At 62.5% G+C, this 21,479-nt stretch carries 19 protein-coding genes; 8 read left to right on the top strand and 11 right to left on the bottom strand.

Features of this window, described 5'->3' with window-relative positions:
* Positions 1-31: 31 nt before the first annotated feature.
* The 10 genes from purB to ybaK all read right to left on the bottom strand — a co-directional run bounded on the left by purB (position 32) and on the right by ybaK (position 13,249).
* Positions 32-1,477 carry an adenylosuccinate lyase gene (gene purB / locus JCM17207_RS01560; protein WP_238315796.1) on the bottom strand — a complete coding sequence of 482 codons (1,446 nt, stop codon included), beginning with the start codon at positions 1,475-1,477 and terminating at the stop codon, positions 32-34.
* Positions 1,478-1,527: 50 nt separating this feature from the next.
* Complete coding sequence (locus JCM17207_RS01555; protein WP_238315794.1) at positions 1,528-5,220, bottom strand: phosphoribosylformylglycinamidine synthase; 3,693 nt, start codon at positions 5,218-5,220, stop codon at positions 1,528-1,530.
* A gap of 83 nt (positions 5,221-5,303) precedes the next feature.
* Complete coding sequence (purD, locus tag JCM17207_RS01550) at positions 5,304-6,596, bottom strand: phosphoribosylamine--glycine ligase (RefSeq protein ID WP_238315792.1); 1,293 nt, start codon at positions 6,594-6,596, stop codon at positions 5,304-5,306.
* Between the two features lie 18 nt (positions 6,597-6,614).
* Positions 6,615-7,796 (bottom strand): phosphoribosylaminoimidazolecarboxamide formyltransferase, encoded by a 1,182-nt coding sequence (locus tag JCM17207_RS01545; RefSeq protein WP_238315790.1) that lies wholly within the window; start codon positions 7,794-7,796, stop codon positions 6,615-6,617.
* Between the two features lie 16 nt (positions 7,797-7,812).
* Complete coding sequence (locus JCM17207_RS01540; protein ID WP_238315789.1) at positions 7,813-8,583, bottom strand: IMP cyclohydrolase; 771 nt, start codon at positions 8,581-8,583, stop codon at positions 7,813-7,815.
* Positions 8,584-8,637: 54 nt separating this feature from the next.
* Positions 8,638-9,234 carry a phosphoribosylglycinamide formyltransferase gene (gene purN / locus JCM17207_RS01535; RefSeq protein WP_238315787.1) on the bottom strand — a complete coding sequence of 199 codons (597 nt, stop codon included), beginning with the start codon at positions 9,232-9,234 and terminating at the stop codon, positions 8,638-8,640.
* Positions 9,228-10,274: a phosphoribosylformylglycinamidine cyclo-ligase gene (purM, locus tag JCM17207_RS01530; RefSeq protein ID WP_238315784.1), complete on the bottom strand. Its 1,047-nt coding sequence runs from the start codon at positions 10,272-10,274 to the stop codon at positions 9,228-9,230. The genes purN and purM overlap by 7 nt, the downstream gene beginning before the upstream one ends.
* Before the next feature lie 4 nt (positions 10,275-10,278).
* Positions 10,279-11,751, bottom strand: coding sequence for an amidophosphoribosyltransferase (gene purF / locus JCM17207_RS01525; RefSeq protein WP_238315782.1), 1,473 nt, complete (start codon positions 11,749-11,751; stop codon positions 10,279-10,281).
* Positions 11,752-11,802: 51 nt separating this feature from the next.
* The gene (purE, locus tag JCM17207_RS01520; RefSeq protein ID WP_238315780.1) at positions 11,803-12,303 is read right to left on the bottom strand and encodes a 5-(carboxyamino)imidazole ribonucleotide mutase; all 501 of its coding nucleotides are present in this window, start codon (positions 12,301-12,303) and stop codon (positions 11,803-11,805) included.
* 463 nt (positions 12,304-12,766) lie between these two features.
* Positions 12,767-13,249, bottom strand: coding sequence for a Cys-tRNA(Pro) deacylase (ybaK, locus tag JCM17207_RS01515; protein ID WP_238315779.1), 483 nt, complete (start codon positions 13,247-13,249; stop codon positions 12,767-12,769).
* Positions 13,250-13,495: 246 nt separating this feature from the next.
* On the opposite strand from ybaK, the gene aroF reads away from it, so the two are divergent.
* The 3 genes from aroF to JCM17207_RS01500 all read left to right on the top strand — a co-directional run bounded on the left by aroF (position 13,496) and on the right by JCM17207_RS01500 (position 16,173).
* Positions 13,496-14,509 carry a 3-deoxy-7-phosphoheptulonate synthase gene (gene aroF / locus JCM17207_RS01510; protein ID WP_238315771.1) on the top strand — a complete coding sequence of 338 codons (1,014 nt, stop codon included), beginning with the start codon at positions 13,496-13,498 and terminating at the stop codon, positions 14,507-14,509.
* 133 nt (positions 14,510-14,642) lie between these two features.
* On the top strand, positions 14,643-15,071 hold the full coding sequence (locus JCM17207_RS01505) for a DUF3783 domain-containing protein (protein WP_238315770.1): 429 nt from the start codon (positions 14,643-14,645) through the stop codon (positions 15,069-15,071).
* A 1-nt stretch (position 15,072) separates the two neighbouring features.
* Entirely contained in the window at positions 15,073-16,173 is a 1,101-nt protein-coding gene (locus tag JCM17207_RS01500; RefSeq protein WP_238315768.1) for an FAD:protein FMN transferase, read from the top strand.
* Positions 16,174-16,248: 75 nt separating this feature from the next.
* On the opposite strand, the gene JCM17207_RS01495 is transcribed toward JCM17207_RS01500, so the two are convergent.
* Positions 16,249-17,445 carry an FtsW/RodA/SpoVE family cell cycle protein gene (locus JCM17207_RS01495; RefSeq protein ID WP_238315759.1) on the bottom strand — a complete coding sequence of 399 codons (1,197 nt, stop codon included), beginning with the start codon at positions 17,443-17,445 and terminating at the stop codon, positions 16,249-16,251.
* 297 nt (positions 17,446-17,742) lie between these two features.
* Here JCM17207_RS01495 and JCM17207_RS01490 point away from each other — a divergent pair, with 297 nt between their 5' ends.
* The 5 genes from JCM17207_RS01490 (at position 17,743) to upp (ending at position 21,267) form a co-directional block, all read left to right on the top strand.
* Complete coding sequence (locus JCM17207_RS01490) at positions 17,743-18,864, top strand: hypothetical protein (protein ID WP_238315758.1); 1,122 nt, start codon at positions 17,743-17,745, stop codon at positions 18,862-18,864.
* 109 nt (positions 18,865-18,973) lie between these two features.
* The gene (gene tsaE, locus JCM17207_RS01485; RefSeq protein WP_238315755.1) at positions 18,974-19,399 is read left to right on the top strand and encodes a tRNA (adenosine(37)-N6)-threonylcarbamoyltransferase complex ATPase subunit type 1 TsaE; all 426 of its coding nucleotides are present in this window, start codon (positions 18,974-18,976) and stop codon (positions 19,397-19,399) included.
* A complete protein-coding gene (gene tsaB / locus JCM17207_RS01480) occupies positions 19,396-20,112 on the top strand; it encodes a tRNA (adenosine(37)-N6)-threonylcarbamoyltransferase complex dimerization subunit type 1 TsaB (RefSeq protein WP_238315747.1) in 717 nt (238 codons plus the stop codon). Before tsaE ends, tsaB begins: the two co-directional genes overlap by 4 nt.
* Positions 20,113-20,133: 21 nt before the next feature.
* The gene (gene rpiB, locus JCM17207_RS01475; RefSeq protein WP_238315740.1) at positions 20,134-20,580 is read left to right on the top strand and encodes a ribose 5-phosphate isomerase B; all 447 of its coding nucleotides are present in this window, start codon (positions 20,134-20,136) and stop codon (positions 20,578-20,580) included.
* A 60-nt stretch (positions 20,581-20,640) separates the two neighbouring features.
* Positions 20,641-21,267 carry a uracil phosphoribosyltransferase gene (gene upp, locus JCM17207_RS01470; RefSeq protein WP_238315739.1) on the top strand — a complete coding sequence of 209 codons (627 nt, stop codon included), beginning with the start codon at positions 20,641-20,643 and terminating at the stop codon, positions 21,265-21,267.
* Positions 21,268-21,479: the final 212 nt, after the last annotated feature.

Raw genomic sequence — 21,479 nt, 5'->3', positions numbered from 1 at the left:
GGGCCAAAAGCATTTTATTCGGGCGTTTTGATTATACGCTCAGGCTGGCGTTCATGTCCATTGCCTCGGGGCTGGCGTCGAAGATGGGCTGGAGCACGTGGGCCAGGAATTCCTCCACCTGCTGGGGAGCGCGGCCCACAAAGTTCTCGGGCACCAGGCCGGCGGTGATCTCCTCTTTGGTCAGGCCGAAGGCCGGGTCGGCGGCGATCCGGTCCACCATGTCGTTGGGCAGGCCCTCTTCCTTGACAACCTTGCCGGCGGCGATGGCGTGCTGGCGCAGACGCTCGTGGAGCTCCTGACGGTTGCCGCCCTTCTCCACCGCCTGCATCATGATGTTCTCGCTGGCCATAAAGGGCAGCTCGGCCATCAGACGGCTGCGGACCACCTTGGGGTAGACCACCAGGCCGTCGGTGACGTTCAGCATGATGTTCAGGATGGCGTCGGTGGCAAGGAACCCTTCAGCCATGGCCACCCGCTTGTTGGCGCTGTCGTCCAGGGTCCGCTCAAACCACTGGGTACCGGTGGTGAAGCTGGGGTTCAGCACATCCACCATCAGGTAGCGGGCCAGGGCGCAGATCCGCTCACAGCGCATGGGATTGCGCTTGTAGGGCATGGCAGAAGAACCGATCTGGTTCTTCTCGAAGGGCTCCTCCATCTCCTTGAAGTTGGCCAGCAGACGCAGGTCGGTGGCGAACTTCATGCAGCTCTGGCCGATGCCAGCCAGGGCGTTGAGGATGAAGGCATCCACCTTCCGGCTGTAGGTCTGGCCCGAGACGGGGATCACCGCGTCGGAAGCAAAACCCATCTCATTGGCGATGGAGGCGTCCACAGCGCGGATCTTGTCGGCGTCACCCTTAAACAGCTCCATAAAGCTGGCCTGGGTGCCGGTGGTTCCTTTGACGCCCCGGAGCTGGAGGGTGGCCAGCCGATGGTCAATCTCGGCCAGATCCATCACCAGCTCGTTGGCCCAGAGGGTGGCCCGCTTGCCCACGGTGGTGGGCTGGGCCGGCTGGCAGTGGGTGTAGGCCATGCAGGGCATATCCTTGTACTCGGCGGCGAAGCGGGCCAGCTTGGCCAGCACGCCCACCAGCTTTTTGCGCACTAGCTCGAGGCCCTGGCGCATGACAATGATATCGGTGTTGTCGCCCACATAGCAGCTGGTGGCGCCCAGATGGATGATACCCGCCGCCTTGGGGCACTGCTGACCGTAGGCGTAGACGTGGCTCATGACATCGTGGCGGACCAGTTTCTCCCGCTCGATGGCGACCTCATAATTGATGTCGTCCACGTGGGCTTCCAGTTCGGCCACCATCTCGGGGGTGATGTTGGTCAGGCCCTGGTTCATCTCGGCCCGGGCCAGCGCCACCCACAGCCGCCGCCAGGTGCGGAACTTGTTGTCGTCCGAGAAGATATACTGCATCTCGTCCGAGGCATACCGGGTGGAAAAGGGGCTGATGTAGCGGTCATGCTGAGACATTGCTCTGTTCCTCCTAGAGAGCGGGCCGGGGGCTCCCGGCCCGCATAACGTTAAATCTTGAAGTAGTCCACGCCGCCCTCAAAGATGGGCTGGTACTTGTCGCCGGTGACGTTCTTGTACAGGCGGTCGCCGCTGCGCTCCGAGTGGCCCATCTTGCCGAAGACACGGCCGTCGGGGCTGGTGATGCCCTCGATGGCCAGCACCGAGCCGTTGGGGTTGTAGCGCAGATCCATGGTGGGCTGGCCGTCCAGATCCACATACTGGGTGGCGATCTGGCCGTTGGCGATCAGCTGATCCAGCACCTTCTGGGGAGCCACAAAGCGGCCCTCGCCGTGGCTGATGGCCACAGTGTGCTCGTCGCCCAGATCGCAATGGGTCAGCCAGGGGCTGCCCTTGGAGGCGATGCGGGTGCGCACCAGCATGCTCTGGTGGCGGCCGATGGTGTTGAAGGTCAGGGTCGGGTCGGACTCGGTGATGGGCCGGATATCGCCGTAGGGCACCAGACCCAGCTTGATCAGAGCCTGGAAGCCGTTGCAGATGCCCAGCATCAGGCCGTCCCGCTGATTGAGCAGGCGGCGGACCGCCTCGGTGACCGCCGGAGAACGGAAGAAGGAGGCGATGAACTTGGCGCTGCCGTCCGGCTCGTCGCCGCCGGAGAAGCCGCCGGGCAGCATGACGATCTGGCTTGCGTCAATGGCTTTGACCAGAGCCTCGCAGCTGGCGGTGACGTCGGCGGGGGTCAGGTTTCGGATGACCAGAATCTCGGGATCAGCGCCGGCGCGGGCAAAGGCCCGGGCGGTGTCGTACTCGCAGTTTGTGCCGGGGAAGACCGGGATAATCACCTTGGGCTTGGCCACACCGATCTTGGGGGCGGCGGGGGCGGTCAGGCTGCCGGAGATCTTCTCCACCGCCTCACCCGCCTTGCGGTAGGGATAGACGGGCTCCAGCTTGGACTCCCAGATCTCCTGCAGCTGGGCGCTGTCCAGGGTCTCGCCGCAGGCAGTGAAGGTGTATTCCCGGGTGGTCTCGCCCAGCAGCATCCCGGCGGGGGCGCCGGTGGCGTACTCCAGAACCAGAGAGCCGTACATGGGCTTGAACAGATCCTCCGGGCTCAGGTCGGCCAGCAGTTTGAAGCCGATCCGGTTGCCCAGGCCCATCTTGAACAGGGCCTCTGCGATGCCGCCGAAGCCCACCGAGGCAGCCGAGAGGATCTGGCCGGAGGCGATCATCTGCTCGGCGATCTGGTAGTTGGCTTTCAGGGAGGAGAAGGTGGGGCTGATGCCGTCGGCCTCGTAGACGGGGCGGAGCAGCACCACCGAGCTGTTGGACTTCTTGAACTCAGTGGAGATCACCCGGCTGGTCTTGCCGATGGCGGTGGCGAAGGAAACCAGGGTGGGAGGCACATCCAGCTTTTCGAAGGAGCCGGACATGCTGTCCTTGCCGCCGATGGCGCCGATGCCCAGGCCCATCTGGGCATCCAGAGCGCCCAGCAGGGCGGCCAGAGGCTTGCCCCAGCGCTCGGGCTGGGTGCCCAGCCGCTCAAAGTACTCCTGGAAGGTCAGGTAGGCGTCCTCGTACCGGAAACCGGCGGAGACCAGTTTGGTGACGCTCTCGATGACCGCCAGCTTGGCGCCGCGATACTGGTCGGCGCTCATCAGATAGGGGTTATAGCCCCAGGCCATGCCGGAGCAGGTGGTGGTCTCGCCGTCCACCGGCAGTTTGGCAACCATGGCCATCTGGGGGGTCAGCTGGTAGGCGCCGCCGAAGGGCATCAGGACAGTGCCCGCGCCGATGGTGGAGTCGAACCGCTCGCTGAGGCCCTTCTTGCTGCAAACATTCAGGTCGCCCACCATGCTCTTCATCTGTTCGCCGAAGGTCGCGCCGGCCCACTGGGGCTGCCAGACGGTGGCCTTCTCCACATGGACTTTCTGGTGCTTCTCGGCGCCGTTGGAGTTGAGGAACTCCCGGCTGATGTTGACAATGGAAACGCCGTTCCAAACCATATTCAGCCGTTTTTCCTCGGTGACGGTGGCCACAGGGGTGGCCTCCAGGTTTTCCGCGTTGGCCAGGGCGATGAACTTGTCCACGTCCTCGGGGGCCAGGGCCACAGCCATCCGCTCCTGGCTCTCACTGATGGCCAGCTCGGTGCCGTCCAGGCCCTCGTATTTCTTGGTCACCTTGTTCAGGTCGATGTACAGACCGTCGGCCAGCTCGCCGATGGCGACAGAAACGCCGCCTGCGCCGAAGTCGTTGCAGCGCTTGATCATCCGGCAGGCATCCTCCCGGCGGAACAGCCGCTGGAGTTTGCGCTCAATGGGGGCGTTGCCCTTCTGAACCTCAGCGCCGCAGCTCTCCAGGCTCTCCATCTTGTGGGCCTTGGAGGAACCGGTGGCGCCGCCGATGCCGTCACGGCCGGTGCGGCCGCCCAGCAGGACGATCACATCCCCGGGGGCGGGGCACTCGCGGCGGACATGGGAGGCGGGGGTAGCGCCCACCACCGCGCCGATCTCGAGGCGCTTGGCCAGGTAGCCGGGGTGGTAGAGCTCATCCACCTGGCCGGTGGCCAGGCCGATCTGGTTGCCGTAGGAGGAGTAACCTGCGGCGGCGGTGGTCACCAGCTTGCGCTGGGGCAGCTTGCCGGGCAGAGTCTCGCTGACCGGGGCCAGGGGGTCCCCTGCGCCGGTGACGCGCATGGCCTGGTAGACGTAGCTGCGGCCGGACAGGGGGTCACGGATGGCGCCGCCGATGCAGGTGGCTGCGCCGCCGAAGGGCTCGATCTCGGTGGGGTGGTTGTGGGTCTCGTTCTTGAAGAGGAAGAGCCAGTCCTCATCCTTGCCGTTGACGTCACACTTGATCTTGACGGTGCAGGCGTTGATCTCCTCGCTCTCGTCCAGGTTCTTGAGGATGCCCTGCTTTTTCAGCTCCTTGGCGCCGATGGTGGCAATGTCCATCAGGCAGCGGGGCTTCTGGGTGCGGCCCAGATCCTCCCGCAGAGCCATGTACCGGTCGAAAGCGGCCTGGACCACTTCTTCGTCAATCTGGACGTCGTCCAGGATGGTGCCGAAGGTGGTGTGGCGGCAGTGATCGGACCAGTAGGTGTCGATCATCTTGATCTCGGTGATGGTGGGGTCACGCTGCTCGGAGCGGAAATACTCCTGGCAGAACTTGATGTCCCCCAGGTCCATGGCCAGGCCCTTCTCCTGGATGAAGGCGGCCAGACCCGCCTCGTCCAGCTCGTTGAAGCCGGTGAGGGTGGCCACCGCGGTGGGGACGGCGTACTCCATCTTCAGAGTCTCGCGCTCCTCCAGGCTGGCCTCCCGGGCCTCCACGGGATTGATGACATACTTCTTGATCTCGGCGATCTGCTCTTCGCTCAGGGGGCCCTCCAGCAGGTAGACCCGGGCAGAGCGGACCAGGGGCCGCTCGCCCTGGCTGATGAGCTGGATGCACTCGGCGGCAGAGTCGGCCCGCTGGTCGAACTGGCCGGGCAGGTACTCCACCGCGAAGGCGATCTCCTCGCCCCGGGGCAGGGTGACGTAGGTATTATCCACCGGGGGCTCGCTGAACACGGTGCTGACGCACTGGTCGAACAGCGCCTCGCTGATGCCCTCCACGTCGTAACGGTTCAAAAGACGGAGGCCGGTCAGCTCCTTGATGCCCAGCAGGCTGTTCAGCTCGTTCTGGAGCTGGCGGGCCTCGCCGTCGCAGCCCGGTTTCTTCTCCACATAAATTCTATATACCATAGGTATTATCTCCTCTGTATTATACAGTTTCCTTATGCGGTTTCTGTAATAATCGGTCGTTTTATTCCGCTCTGGATTCTCGTTTAGAGTTCCGCCAGAGCCTTGAGGGCCCGCATACCGATGTCGGTGCGCTTGTGCAGGTTCTCAAAATCAATGTGGCCGGTGGCCTCGTAGGCCCGGGCCAGAGCGTCGGGCAGGTTGTCGGCTGCGGCGGTGACGCCCAGCACCCGGCCGCCCGCGGTCACCAGCTTGCCATCTTTGAAAGCAGTGCCGGAGTGGTAAACGGTGACGTCCTTCATCTCGGGCAGCTGGCCGTCGGTCAGGCCGGTGATCTCCTTGCCCTTGGCGTAGCTGACGGGGTAGCCGCCGGAGGCCAGAATCACGCAGGCGGCAGCGCCGTCCCGGAACTTGACCTCGGTGTCCGCCAGGGTGCCATTGGTGCAGGCGGTCATGACGGTGAGCAGGTCGCTCTCCAGCAGGGGGAGCACCACCTGGGTTTCGGGGTCGCCAAAGCGGCAGTTGTACTCAATGACCTTGGGGCCGTCGGCGGTAATCATCAGGCCGAAGTAGAGGCAGCCCTTAAAGGGGCAGCCCTCGGCGTTCATGGCCGCGATGGTGGGCAGGAAGATTTCCTTCATGCAGCGCTCGGCCACGGCGGGGGTATAATAGGGGTTGGGGGCCACGGTGCCCATGCCGCCGGTGTTCAGGCCAGTGTCGTGGTTGCCGGCCCGCTTGTGGTCCATGGAGGAAACCATGGGTTTCACCACCTTGCCGTCGGTGAAGCTCAGGACGCTGACCTCGGGGCCGGTGAGGAACTCCTCCACCACCACATGGTTGCCGGAGGCGCCGAACTTCTTGTCCAGCATGATCTCCTTGACGCCCTCGGCGGCCTCTTCCTCGCTCTCGCAGATCAGAACGCCCTTGCCCAGAGCCAGGCCATCAGCTTTGATGACCACCGGGTATTTGTTCTTGGCCCGGATGTACTCCATAACCTTGGAGGGGTCGTCAAAGGTGGCGTAATCGGCGGTGGGGATGTGATATTTCTTCATCAGGTCCTTGGAAAAGACCTTGGAGGCCTCGATCCGGGCGGCCGCCTTGTTGGGGCCGAAGGCCGGGATACCCACCTCGGCCAGGGCGTCCACCATGCCCAGGGCCAGGGGGTCATCCTGGGCCACCACGACGTAATCAAAGGCTTCTTCCTTGGCGAAAGCCACCATGGCCTCCACATCGGTGGCCTTGATGTCCTTGCACTTGGCGTCGTAGCTGATGCCGCCGTTGCCGGGCGCGCACCAGATCTCGGTGCAGCTGGGGCTCTTTTTCAGGGCCTTGATGATGGCGTGCTCGCGGCCGCCGCCCCCTACTACCAGAATTTTCATTGTAACTTTTCCTCCGGCTTAGTGATGGAACAACCGCAGCCCGCAGAAGGCCATGGCAATGCCGTATTTGTTGCAGGTGTCGATGACCTGCTGATCCCGGATGGAGCCGCCGGGCTGGACGATGGCGGTGACGCCGCTGCGGCGGGCCCGCTCGATGTTGTCCCCGAAGGGGAAGAAGGCATCGGAGCCCAGGCTCACGCCGGTGACCTGGCTGAGGTAGGCTTTCTTCTCCTCGGCGGTCAGGGGGGCGGGCTGCTCGGTGAAGGTCTCGGCCCAGACATCATCGCCGATGACATCCTCGGGGGTGTCGCCAATATAGACGTCGATAGCGTTGTCCCGGTTGGGTTTGGTCACATCGGGGCGGAAGGGCAGGTTCAGAACCTTGTCCATGTGGCGCAGCTGCCAGTTGTCGGCCTTCTGGCCCGCCAGGCGGGTGCAGTGGATCCGGCTCTGCTGGCCGGCGCCCACGCCGATGGTCTGGCCGCCCACAGCGTAGCAGACCGAGTTGGACTGGGTGTATTTCAGGGTGATGAGGCTCAGGATCAGGTCCCGCTTCTGCTCCTCGGTCACCTCTTTGTTCTCGGTGACGAAGTTCGACAGCATGGTGTCGGCGTTGATCTCCAGCTCGTTGCGGCCCTGCTCGAAGGTGATGCCGAAAACCTGCTTGCGCTCGATGGGAGCGGGACGGTAGGCCGGGTCGATGGAAACCACGTTGTAGTTGCCCTTCTTCTTGCTGGCCAGAATCGCCAGGGCCTCGGGCTCATAACCCGGGGCGATGATGCCGTCGGACACCTCGTGCTGGATCAGCTTAGCGGTGGGCACGTCGCAGACGTCGGACAGGGCGATCCAGTCGCCGAAAGAGGACATCCGGTCGGCGCCCCGGGCCCGGGCGTAAGCGCAGGCCAGGGGGGACAGCTCCATCTCGGGGGCGATGTGGTACATCTTCCGCTCCACGTCGGTCAGGGGCAGGCCCAGGGCCGCGCCTGCCGGGGAGACGTGCTTAAAAGAAGCCGCCGCAGGCAGGCCCAGGGCCGCTTTCAGCTCCTGGACCAGCTGGATGGAGTTCAAAGCATCCAGAAAGTTGATATAGCCGGGCTTGCCGTTCAGGACGGTGACGGGCAGCTCAGAGCCGTCCGCCATATAGATGCGGCTGGGCTTCTGGTTGGGGTTGCAGCCGTATTTCAGAGCCAGTTCGTTCATGGTGCAAAATCCTCCTTTATTCCATTTCCTCGGGCAGCAGGGGCGGCTCCTCGGGGTCGTCCAGGTCGCTGCACACCGCTTCGTATTTGTTGTAGATCATGTCGCCGCTCTCGCCGCTCTCCAGGTCGATGACCCGTGCGAAGAGGCTGACCTTGTTGTCCTCGTTGAGGTTCGACCACAGGCCCCGGGCAAACTCCCCGATGGTGCGGGGGCAGGCAAAGCGGAGCGGCTCGCCCTCAAAGCTGGGGATGGGGTTGCCGTTGTGCTTATAGGTGCTGATGAAGTGGCCCTCGCCTGCCACCGGCTGGGGGTAGTCGAAGAAATAGCTCTGGACGCTCTCCCCGTTGCCGTCGGCGGATTTCAGGATGCTCATCTGGTAGCTGCCATCGGCATAGACCACCGCCGAGATCCGGGGGGTCCAGTTGGGGCCGTCCGGCTCAAAGGTCCGGGTGCGCAGGGCGTCGGCAAAGCTGCGGCCGCGGCACATCTCGTCGTAAATGGTATCGGTCTGGTCGCCGTTGGTGACGATGTGGGTCTTGCCCAGGGTCAGCACCGGGTTATAGATGATCAGGCTGGGGTCCTCCAGCTTTGCGGGGTCGGCCGCGGTGGTGCAGATGCCGCCCCGCTCGGGCACCGGCTCAAACACCCGGTTGCGGCTGTTCTCGCTCCGGCCCATGATGAAATAGCCGATGAAGATCTGGCGGCCATCGGGGGCCAGGGCCACGGCGATGCCGCGGCCGGGGTACTCGTTGTTCGCCAGGTACTGGTTCAGATCAATCTTTTCCATGGTATCTTATCCTCCCTTCGCCGCGCAAAAATCGCGGCGGGAACGTCATCGTTATTATTCCACTTCGCCGCTACAAATCATGGCCACGGCTTTGGGCAGCAGCTGCCACTCGGCCTCCACCATCACCCGCTTTTGCAGGATCTCGGGGGTGTCGCCGGGCTGGATCTCCACCGCCTTTTGCAGCAGGATGGGCCCGCCGTCGCACTCCTCGTTGACAAAGTGGACGGTGGCGCCGGTGACCTTGCAGCCCCGGGCCAGAGCGGCCTCGTGGGGGCGCAGGCCGTACATGCCCGGGCCGCAGAAGGACGGAATCAGGGCCGGGTGGACATTCAGAATCCGCCGGGGATAGGCCGCGATCACGCTGGGGCCCAGCACCGACAAAAAGCCCGCCAGCACCACCAGGTCAATCTCGTGAGCCCGCAGCACCTCCAAAAGGGCTGCATCGAAGGCGGCGGAGTCGGCGTAGTCCTTGCGGCGGACGACGCAACTCTCCACCCCGGCCTTCTCAGCCCGCTCCAGGGCGTAGACCCCGGGTTTCGAGGCCACCACCAGGGTGATTTTGCCGTTGGGGTTTTCGCCCCGGGCCTCACTGTCCAGAAGGGCCTGGAGGTTGGTCCCCCCGCCCGAGACTAAGACTGCAATCTTCAGCACAGCTCAACGCCCTCGCCTTCTGCAATCACGCCCAGGCGGTAGGCCTCGGGCTCGCCGTTTGCGTGGAGGATCTCCAGAGCCTTGTCGGCCTGGTCGGCGGGAACGGTGAGGATCATGCCCACGCCCATGTTGAAGGTGTTGAACATATCCCGCTCGGGGATGTTGCCCTCTTTCTGCATCAGAGCGAAGAGGCCCGGGGTGCGGACATCCTCTTTCTTGATCCGGGCGCAGCAGCCCTTCTTCAGGCTGCGGGGGATGTTCTCATAGAAGCCGCCGCCGGTGATGTGGGAGATGCCCCGGACGGCCACCTGCTCCAGAACGGCCAGCACCGGCTTGACGTAGATCTTGGTGGGGGCCAGCAGAGCCTCGCCCAGGGTCTTGCCGCCCAGCTCGGCGGGGGTGGTCTTGAGGACTTCGGGGTGGTTCTCCAGGTCGAAGATCTTGCGGACCAGGGAGAAGCCGTTGGAGTGGACGCCGGAGGAAGGCAGGGCGATGATCACGTCGCCGGGAACCATGGTGTTGTTGTCCAGGATCTTGCTCTTGTCCACCACGCCCACGGTGAAGCCCGCCAGGTCGTACTCGTCCTCGGGGTAGAAGCCGGGCATCTCAGCGGTCTCGCCGCCCACCAGGGCAGCGCCCGCCTGGACGCAGCCCTCGGCTACGCCCTTGACCAGGTCGGCGATCTTCTCGGGGACGTTCTTGCCGCAGGCGATGTAATCCAGGAAGACCAGGGGCTTTGCGCCGGCGCAGATGACGTCGTTGACGCACATGGCCACGCAGTCGATGCCCACGGTGTCGTGCTTGTCCATCAGCATGGCGATGCGGAGCTTGGTGCCCACGCCGTCGGTGCCCGAGATCAGCACCGGGCGGGAGATGCCGGTGCAGTCCAGCTCGAACAGGCCGCCGAAGCCGCCCAGACCGCCGATGCAGTGCTCGTTCATGGTGCGGGCGACGTACTGTTTCATCAGTTCAACCGAGCGGTAGCCTGCGGTGATGTCCACGCCGGCGGCCTTGTAGCTCTCAGAATAACTCTTTTCCATGATCTTACTCTCCTAACTTTTTCTCGTCCTTGGGGCGGTCGTGCAGATGACGCTCGTGGATGTTGGTGGAAAGCACCTGGTCCGGCTTGACGGCGTATTTGCCGGTGAAGCAGGCGGTGCAGAAACCGCATTTGGAGTTCTTGGCCAGCTGAACCACGTGCTCGGTGGACAGATAGCCCAGGGTGTCGGCGCCGATGATCTCATTGATCTCGGCCACCGTCCGGCCGGTGGCCACCAGCAGTTTCTGGTCGGGGATGTCGGTGCCGAAATAGCAGGGGTACTTGAAGGGGGGCGCCGAGACCCGGAAGTGGACCTCCTTGGCGCCGGCGTCCCGCAGCAGCTTGATGATCCGGGCCGAGGTGGTGCCCCGGACGATGGAGTCGTCGATCAGAACCACCCGCTTGTCCTTGACAGTGCTGGTGACGGCGTTCAGCTTGATCCGGACGCTGTTCTCACGCTGCTTCTGGCTGCCCTGGATGAAGGTGCGGCCGATGTATTTGTTCTTGATAAAGCCGATGCCGTAGGGGATGCCGCTGGCCTCCGAGTAGCCCAGGGCGGCGTCCAGGCCCGAGTCGGGCACGCCGATGACCACGTCGGCCTCTACCGGGTGCTCCTCGGCCAGGAAGCGGCCGGCCTGTTTGCGGGCCTCGTGGACCGAGCTGCCCTCGATGACGCTGTCCGGCCGAGCGAAGTAGATGAACTCAAAGACGCACATCTGGGTGTCCTTGCGGCCGCAGTGATCCTTGACGCTCCGCAGGCCGTTGGCGTCGGCGATGACGATCTCGCCGGGCTCCACGTCCCGCAGGAAATCCGCGCCGGCGGCGTCCAGGGCACAGCTCTCACTGGCGAAGACGTAGCCGCCCCCCGGCAGGGTGCCGATGCACAGGGGCCGATAGCCCCGGGGGTCCCGCACGGCGATCAGTTTGGTGGAAGACATAATCACCAAGCTGTAAGCGCCGTCCAGCTTGTCCATGGTGCGGCTGACGGCCAGCTCGATGCTGCCGCTCTTGAGCCGCTCCCGGGTGATGAGGTAGCAGATCACCTCGGTGTCCGAAGAGCCGTGGAAGATGGCGCCCTCGTTTTCCAGCTCGGTGCGCAGCTGGATGGCGTTGGTCAGGTTGCCGTTGTGGCACAGAGCCATAGTGCCCCGGCCGTGGCGGACAATCATGGGCTGGGCGTTGGCCCGGATCCGGCTGCCGGCGGTGGCATAGCGGACATGGCCGGTGGCCATCCGGATCTCCGGCTTGGAGAGACTGGCCAGCACCTGGGGGGTGAACACCTCGTTCACCAGGCCCAGATCCCGGTAGCCGCTGATGACGCCGTCGTCGTTGACCGCGATGCCGCAGCTCTCCTGGCCCCGGTGCTGGAGGGAATAGAGGGCCGAGTAGACGGCGGCAGTAACATCCTCGGTGCCGGCTTTATCGTAGATACCAAAAACACCGCATTCCTCATGGAGCGGGTAGCTAAATTCAGACATTCTTACTCCTCTAAAACGTTTCTTCTCTCTGCTCGTTCGATCCTGCGGCGCTTACAGGGCGGCCAGCTCCCGCTGGAGCTTAGCCTCCTTGGCGGCGATCTCCTCGGTCATGTTGGCCCGCTCGGCCTCCAGCCGGGCCGCCAGGGCGTCGTCCGACAAAGCCAGGATCTGGGCGGCCAGCCAGGCGGCGTTTTTGGCGCCGTTCAGGGCCACAGTCGCCACGGGGATGCCGCTGGGCATCTGGACGGTGGCCAGCAGAGCGTCCAGGCCGTCCATGGCGCCGCCCTTCATGGGGATGCCGATGACCGGCAGGGTGGTGTTGGCCGCGAAAGCGCCGGCCAGGTGGGCCGCCATGCCGGCGGCGCAGAGGATCACCCCAAAGCCATTGGCCCGGGCGCTCTTGGCGAACTCAGCCGCAGCGGCCGGGGTCCGGTGGGCCGAAAGGATGTGGGCCTCAAAGGGGATGCCCAGGGCCTTGAGCTGGGTGCAGGCACCCTTGACCACCGGCCAATCACTGTCCGAACCCATAATAACGGCAACTTTACGAATCATGCTGTTTACCTCCCTTTGCTGGGGGCCGGCGGGCGGCCCTGTTCAACAAAACAAAAAAGGCTGTGATGCAGCTACACCACGGCCTTATTTTTCCAACCCAATTTCAGCGGCGCGCCGCCCCGCAAGATACACGATGACCCCCAGAGCGCCTGCACACCCGCAGGCTGTGGAGATGAGCATCTTGTATCGCATAAAGCGCCCCCCGCAGAACCATGGTTGTATCGTTTTTCCGTCACAAAAACGCCCGAAGCGTTTGTGTACCATATACAGTTTACGGCAAAACATTTACTTTGCAAAGGCCGTTTGCGCAATTTCTCCCTTGTGTTCTCCCTGCCGAAAAAACCTTTCAGAAGTTTTGTGCATTTTCCCCAGGTATTTTCTTTTTAGTATGACTTTCTTTACAAATCTTTATTTTTTTGAAGAATTGGTAAAGTTCCGGTCAGGATTTCGGGGGCTCTCCCCCTCAGAAAATGATGTGGGCGGTGGTGGCCCTGGCGGCCCGGATCAGCTCGGCGGGGGCACAGCAGACCTGGGTGCCGATCCGCCCGCCGGAGACATAAATTTTCTCCTGGGCCAGAGCGCTTTCATCGAACACGGTGACGTACTGCTTTTTCATCCCCACGGGGCTGCAACCGCCCCGGACATAGCCGGTGACCTTATTGATATCGGCCACATGGATCATGGCCACGCTCTTCTCCCCCACGCTGCGGGCGGCGGCTTTCAGGTCCAGTTCGGCGGCCACCGGGATCACAAAGACGAAATAGTTCCGGCTGGCCCCCTGGGTTACCAGAGTTTTATAGACGCAGGCGGGGTCCTCGCCCATGCTGGCGGCCACGGTGACGCCGTCCACCGCCACCCCCTCCTGATGGGGGTATTCATGGGCGGTATAGGCCACCTTGGCCCGCTCGAGAATCCGCATTGCATTGGTTTTTGCTTCTTTTGCCATAGAAAAAACTTCCCTTCCTTCTCGCCCTATTGTACCACGTTTCGGGCGCAAAGAACAGGGGCGGCTTTCCTCTAAAATTCCAGGCAGAAAAATTTTCCTCTCCCTCTTGACTTCAGGACAATGAAATGATATAGTAGCCTCACCACTTCAGGAAAGTGAAGTAATCTCCGACCGCGGCAAAGGGGCCGATGTCCTCCTGCACCGGGTCCACCGTATAGACAAGCAAGAGCAAAGGAGACACCGACCATGATTGTCATTCTGAAACAAGACGCCCCCGAGGCCCAGGTCCACGAATTCTGCCGCGAGCTGGAGGGGATGGGCTTTGCCATCAACGATTCCCGGGGCAGCGACACCCACATTCTGGGCCTGATCGGCGACACCAAGGCCATCGCCGAGAGCTGGATTCTGGCCAACCCCGTGGTGGAGACCGTCCGCCGGGTGTCCGAGCCCTACAAGAAAGCCAACCGCAAATTCCACCCCGACGACACGGTGGTGGATGTGGCAGGGGTCAAGATCGGCGGCGGGAACTTCGCCGTCATCGCCGGCCCTTGCAGCATCGAGAGCGAGGAACAGATCACCTACTGTGCCCAGCGGGTGAAAGCCGCCGGGGCCAGCCTGCTCCGGGGCGGCGCCTTCAAACCCCGGACCTCCCCCTACTCCTTCCAGGGGATGCGGGCCGAGGGGCTGGACCTGCTCAAGCTGGCCCGCCGGGCCACCGGCAGCCCCATCGTCACCGAGATCATGAACACCGAGCATCTGCCCCTCTTTGAGAATGTGGATCTGATCCAGGTGGGCGCCCGGAATATGCAGAACTTCGAGCTGCTGAAAGCCGTAGGCCGCCAGAAAAAGCCGGTGCTGCTCAAGCGGGGCCTGGCCAACACCCTGGAAGAGCTGGTGATGAGCGCCGAGTACATCATGGCCGAGGGGAACGAAAACGTCATCCTCTGCGAGCGGGGCATCCGCACCTACGAAACCAGCATGCGGAACACCCTGGACCTGGCCGCCGTCTGTATGCTCCACAAGATGACCCACCTGCCGGTGGTGGTGGACCCCAGCCACGCCTGTGGCCAGGCCTGGATGGTCCCCCAGCTGGCCAAAGCGGCGGTGGCCGCCGGGGCCGACGGGCTGATGATCGAGGTCCACAACAACCCCGCTAAAGCCAAGTGCGACGGCGCCCAGAGCCTGACCCCGGACCAGTTCGACGAACTGATGGCCTTTATCGCCAAAGAGGTGGAGTTCTTCGGCAAGACCCTCAACTGACCCAGAGTATCCTCCCCCCTGCGCTGCGGAGCCCGGCTTCGGGTTCCGCGGCGCTTTTTTTCGGTCCTGTTTTGTGCTATAATAGTTTAGATTTCCCCTGATGGAATCCATACTGTACAAAGAGGTTTAAAAGATGAAAGCTCATATCGCCCGCAACCAAAACGCCGGTGTGCCCATGGTGTTGGGTTGGAATCTCGCCCCCGGCGACCGGGGCGTCCTGGACGGGATGGCCCCCGCCTTCGGGATGAAGGTCGTTCCGGTCAGCCCGGCCGACGCAGGCCAGACGGTGGCCCAGCTGCTGGGCGAGGTGCCGGTGACGGCCCCCCGTACCCTGGTGCTGGAACCCGGCGCCTACCCGCCCGCCATCGTGCTGGCCAATTTCCGCAACAAAGATGTGGACACCCTGCTGGATCTTTTGAAAAACGCCAAGGTCAACATCCCCCTGAAAGCCGTGGTCACCCCCACCAGCCGCCGCTGGGTCTTTGGGGATCTGCTGGCCCATCTGGAGGAAGAGCACCGCGCCTACACCCAGCAGGCGGCCCCGACACAGGAGAAGCTTTAATATGAAGATCAAACAAACGCTACTTTCCCTGGTGAGCCTTGTGCTCTGCGGCGCGCTGCTGGCGGGCTGTTCCAGCGCCCCCGCCTCCTCCGGTGTGCCGGACGAGGACGCCCAGCGGTACACCACCATTTTCTATGATGTGTTCGACACCGTCACCCAGGTGATCGCCTACTGCGACTCGGAGGAGGAATTCTCCCAGCAGATGGACGCCCTCCACGCAGACCTTTTGGAATATCACCAGCTGTACGACATCTACAACGACTACGAAGGGGTCAACAACATCAAAACCATTAACGACAACGCCGGCGTTGCCCCGGTCAAGGTGGATGAGAAGATCATCGACCTGCTGGAGCTGGCCATCGAGATGTATGACACCACCGGCGGCAAGATGAACGTGGCCATGGGCAGCGTGCTGGAGATCTGGCACAACTATCGTGAGGCCGCCGAGGCCGACCCCAGCGATGAGGACAACCTGCTGCCCACTCAGGCCGAGCTGGACGCCGCCGCCCAGCACTGCGACATCAACGACGTGATCATCGACCGGGAGGCGGGCACCGTCTATCTGGCCGACCCTGAGATGTCCCTGGATGTGGGCAGCGTGGGCAAGGGTTACGCCGTGGAGATGGTCTGCCAGGCAGCCCAGGCCCGGGGCCTGATCAGCGCCTCGGTGAGCGTGGGCGGCAACCTGCGGGCCATCGGCCTGAAACCCGGCGCCAAGCAGTGGACCGGCGGGGTGGAAAACCCCTGGGAGTCCTCGATCTATTACACCGCCGATTCCTCCCTGGTGGCTGCCGTCTATACCAGCGACCAGGCCCTGGTCACCAGCGGCGACTACCAGCGGTTCTATGTGGTGGACGGGGTGCGCTACCACCACCTGATCGACCCCGATACCCTCTGGCCCGCCACCTACTTCGACAGCGTCACCATCCTCTGCCCTGATTCGGGGCTGGCGGACTGCCTGTCCACCGCCCTGTTCTGCTCCTCTCTGGAAGAGGGCCAGGCGCTGGTGGAGTCCCTGGACGGGGTCGAAGCCCTCTGGTGCACCACCGACGGCCAGCTGGTCTATTCCAGCGGGTTCCAGAATCACGCGGTGCAGTCCTGACCATAAACCAATTCCAAAAAGCCCGCGGCCCCTCTCCGTAAAAGGAGAAGGCCGCGGGCTTTCTTTGTAAATAGACTAGCTGAATAGTTTTTTCTTGTTGTGCATATAGACCGAGAGCACCAGCCCCACGCAGATATACAGCATCAGCACCGAACTGCCGCCGGCGGAGTAGAAGGGCAGGGTCACGCCGATGACCGGCAGCACCCGCAGGTTCATCCCCACGTTGACGGTGATCTGGGCCAGAAGCGCCCCGCCGATGCCCGCGCAGATATAGCTGCCCAGCAGATCCTCGCTGCGGGCCCCCACCACAAAGGTCTTGATGATTAGGGTGAAGAGGATGCCCAGCACCAGCACGCAGCCCACAAACCCCATGGCGTTGCCGATCCAGCAGAAAATAAAGTCGTTGTGGGCGTTGGGGACGTTGTAATAGGTGCCGTCAAAGAGCCCGTTGCCGAAGATCCCTCCCGCGCCGATGGCGATCTCGCCCTTTTGCTGCTGGTAGATGATGTTCTTCCAGACTTCCTCGCTGGGGGCCCAGCCCGAGGTATTCTCGGGGTCGATGACCGCCAGAATCCGGTACCACTGGTAGCTCTTGCCCACCTTGTCGCTGAAAAAGCCGAAGGCAATGGCCACCGCGCTGATGCCGGCCGCCAGGGCCGAGACAATATACTTCCAGCTCAGACCGGCGGCGAACATCATGCAGCAGCCGATAAAGCCGTAGATCAAAGCCGTGCCGTCGTCGCCCTGGATGTGGATGATCCCCATAGGTACCAGCAGATGGAGCAGAAGTTTGCCCAGCTCTTTGGGCTCGTTGATCCGGTGCCGCACGTTGTTCAGGTGCATGGCAAAGGTCAGGATAAAACTGATCTTGGCCAGCTCGGTGGGCTGGAAGGTAAAGCCCGCCAGCTTGTACCAGGAATAGTTGTCGGTGTCTCCGGCGTTGTAGCCGATGGTCAGGGGGCCGATGGTCACGTTTCGGATCACCAGGGTGGGCAGGACCAATCCCCAGGTAAAAACCACATGGAAGGGCCAGACCTTGACCAGGCTGCGGTAGTCGATGTTGGAGAGGATGATGGCCGCGATCAGGCCAATCCCGGCGGCGGCGGCCTGGACCAGGGCTTTGCGGTAGTCGCCCACCCCCACAATCTGGCCGGTGATCTCGTCCAGATCAAAGCCGCTGCCCTGTTCCGCCGCCCAGGAAGCCAGGGTCAGCATCGCCAAACCGCTGCTGAGCAGACAGAGAATCAGGTAGAATTTATCCGTCCGTTTCATGTATGTTTGAACGCCTTTTAGCAAAAAAGCACCACCTTTCGAGTTCTTATCCGGGTACAGTATAGCGCAGTTGGGCGGCGGGCGCAAGATTGTGACCAAGGTGTGACAGCTTTGCAAAATAAAATCGGTCAGCTTGACAAACCCCAACCGGGCTCCTACAATGGGAATACCTAACAAAATCTTGACAAAAGACCCTCGGGTCTGCTTTGGGAGGGTGAAATCATGCATTTCTTACATTCTGTCCATTTACGCCGTTTTGTCAGCGCGTTGTGCGCGCTGTCTTTGTTTGTGGGGGTTATGTCCCCCGTGTCCGCCTTTGCAGCAGAAGCTGAAACGGAACCGGCCGGTGAGCTGACCATGGCCCAGGCCCAGGAGATGGAGCAGGCCGACCAGGCCATCACCGGCCTGACCGAAAGCGCCGAGTACGCCGCCATGTCCCAGGAAGAGCGCCAGGCCGCCGCGGCCGCCCAGCTGGAAGAACTGGCCAGCCAGAATCTGATCCTGTCGGATTCTATTTATTATGACGAAGAAAACGGGATGTATTCCTTCAGCTACACCTGCGGTGTTTGGGGCGGTTTGACCGTCGCGGACTATGACGACGACAGCGAGCAGCTGGCCCTGCCCCTGACCGAGGAGGGCGCCGACATGCTGGCCGGTACCAACAGCTACCTGGGCAACGCCATGATCTACTACGCCTTTGACGACACGGTGAACAGCACCCGCTACCCCAACTACGTTTATATGCAGAGCTACTGGAACGAGCTGGGCCTGCAAACCGATCTGGACAGCGAGGTCACCGTCCGGGATCTGCGGCACATGGACGACTACGATCTGTGTATCCTCAGCGCCCACGGCCTGTACTATACCTACACTTACAATTATCTCTTTTTCTGGGAGAAGAGCGAGACCGCTCCGGTCGTTATCCTGATGGAGGAATCCAACCTTTGGAAGGATCTGAGCTATGCGGTGGATCTGCTCTGCCACCGGGTGATTAAGATCGACGGCAAGTACAGCGTGCTGCCCTCTTTCTTCCGCAGCGCCTACTCCGGCGGCAAGCTGGAGGGCACCATCGTCTTCTCGGAGGCCTGTGAGTTCATGGGCGTCGAAAACCACGTCGATTTCACCATGGGAGATGCCCTGCTCCAGGGCGGAGCCGAGGCGGTCATCGGATATGTCAACACCGTTTACACCATCTATTCCCGGAACCTGGTTTGGGACACGGTCAACCAGATGATTATGGGCAAGACCATTCGGGAATCTCTGGAACATGCGGTGGCCACCTATGGATCCGACGACATTGAATGGTATCTGTCTCAGGGCGGATTGTTCCCCCACCGGGTTGCCGCCTATCCTGTTCTGGGCGGCAACTGGGACGCCACCCTCTACCCCACCGGGGATGTAACCATCGACGCTGCCTAAACATCGGCGGAGATTGCACTTTTCTACAAATTATATTATACTGGAATGCGGCGGCACCCTTGTGCTGCCGCATTTCTGTTATCATCTCTGCCAAGTGAGGAAAACGCTTATGGCTGAATTTATCACCCATTCCCGCGCGGAGACGGTGGCGCTGGGCCGGCGGATGGCCGGCGTCCTGGCCCCCGGCGCGGTGATCGCCTTTACCGGCGGGCTGGGGGCGGGCAAAACCGCTTTCTGCGAGGGGCTGGCCGCCGGGCTGGGCTGCACCGACCCCGTTTCGAGCCCCACCTTCGCCATCGTGAATTACTACCGGGGCCCCCGGCCCCTGGCCCATTTTGACCTCTACCGCATCTCCACCGAGAACGACCTGTGCGCGGCAGGCTTTTACGACTATCTGGACCAGGGGGCCATTGTGGCCGCCGAGTGGAGCGAAAACCTGGCGGATCTGCTGGCCCTGGAACACCCCATCCGGGTGGACATCCAGCGGCTGGACGACACCACCCGCCGCATCACCATCGAGGGGGTAACGCTATGAATATTCTGGCCGTGGACACCGCCGGCAAAACCGCCGGTGTCGCTCTGATGCAGGACGAGCGGCTGCTCTATGAATGCTATCTGGACGGGGGTCTGACCCACAGCGAGACTTTGCTGCCCCTGATCGACCACTGCCTCAAACTCTGCGGGATGACCTGCGCCGACATTGATCTCTATGGCGTCAACGCCGGGCCGGGCAGTTTCACCGGGCTTCGGATCGGGCTGGCCGCTGTCAAGGGTCTGGCCTTCCCCCGGGAGACCCTCTGCGCTCCGGTCTCCACCCTGGAGGCCCTGGCAGCGGCCCATGTGGGCGAGGGCACCGTCCTCTGCGCCCTGGACGCCCGCCGGGCCCAGGTGTACAGCGCCGCCTTCGACCTGGCCACCCACCAGCGATTGATGGAGGACGACGCCCGGGCGGTGGACGACCTGGCCGATTTTGCAGAAAATTGCAAAAAGCCCCTCTTTTTTGTTGGTGATGGCGCCGCTCTGTGCTATAATAAATATGGTCAGCTGCCCGGCGTTCTGCCGGTGCCCCCGGCTTTGACGGGGGGCCGCGCGGCAGCGGTGGCCCTGGTGGCCCGCCGGATGGCGCTGGCCGGGCAGGCTGTTCTGCCCGAGGCCCTGCTGCCGGACTACCACCGGCTGAGCCAGGCCGAGCGGGAGCGGGCAGCCCGTCTGGCTGCGGAAGAAAAAGCCGCAGCCCCCACAAACTGAACGGAGAAAGGATCATCTGTTATGGCAAACCCCATCGCACTCGCCGCCGACCATGGCGGCTTTGAACTGAAGGAGGCGGTCAAGGCCCATCTGGAGGAAAAGGGGATCGAATACATCGACTTCGGCACCCACAGCACCGCCAGCGTGGACTACCCCGACATGGCTCTGCCCGCCTGCGACGCCGTGGTTTCGGGCCAGTGTGACAAGGCGCTTTTGTTCTGCGGCACCGGCGTTGGCATCAGCATGGCCGCCAACAAGGTCAAGGGCATCCGCGCCTGCTGCTGCTCGGACAGCTTCAGCTGCGAGTATACCCGCCGTCACAATGACGCCAACGCCCTGTGCATGGGCGGCCGGGTCATCGGCCCGGGGCTGGCCTGCCAGCTGGTGGATCTGTTCCTTTCCACCCCCTTCGAGGGCGGGCGCCACATTGGCCGGATCGCCAAGCTGACCGCCATCGAAAACCGCTGAACCATTGTCTGTTCCCTTTCCAATTCATAAAGATAGATCGCACCAAAGGAGAGTGTAGTTATGACGCCCATGATCGTTGACCACCCCCTGCTGCAGCACAAGATCAGCCTGCTGCGCAACAAGCAGACCGGCACCAAGGAGTTCCGCGACCTCGTCAGCGAGATCGCCACCCTGCTGTGCTACGAGGCCACCCGTGACCTCCCGCTGGAAGAAGTCGAAATCGAGACGCCCATCACCATGGCGCGGACCAAGGTTCTGGCCGGCCGCAAGCTGGCTCTGGTTCCCCTGCTGCGGGCCGGTATGGGTATGCTGGACGGCATGCTCTCGCTGATCCCGGCGGCTAAGGTCGGCTTTATCGGCCTGTACCGTGACGAGACCACCCTCAAGCCGGTGGAGTACTTCTGCAAGCTGCCCGCCGACATCGCCGAGCGGGACGTCCTGGTTCTGGACCCCATGCTGGCCACCGGCGGCAGCGCCGTGGACGCCATCGCCCAGATCAAGAAGCACGGCGCCAAGCGGATCAAGTTCATCGGCCTGATCGCCGCCCCCGAGGGAATCAAGGCCCTGCACGAGGCTCACCCCGATGTGGACATCTACATCGGCGCTGAGGACGAGTGCCTGGACGAAAACGGCTACATCGTCCCCGGCCTGGGCGACGCTGGCGACCGGATCTACGGCACCAAGTAATTTCCTCTTTTCTGATTTTCCAAAAGAACAAAAGCGCCTGTGCGGCGAACCGCACAGGCGCTTTTTATTGTATAACGAAAACCACTCGCTAGGCGAGTGGTTCTAAAAAAGACTTATGTCGATCATGGTGACAGAAAAACTCCCTTTGCTTAAAATAGAAGTGCGGTCTGCCAACTGCACAACCAAGCAAAGGGAGGTCATTCAAAATGAAC

It is taken from the genome of Faecalibacterium gallinarum (genome assembly GCF_022180365.1).
Classification (GTDB): Bacteria; Bacillota; Clostridia; order Oscillospirales; family Ruminococcaceae; genus Faecalibacterium; species Faecalibacterium gallinarum.
The sequence above is the reverse complement of the archived record's forward strand: the minus strand, read 5'-3'. Positions and strand labels throughout refer to the sequence as shown.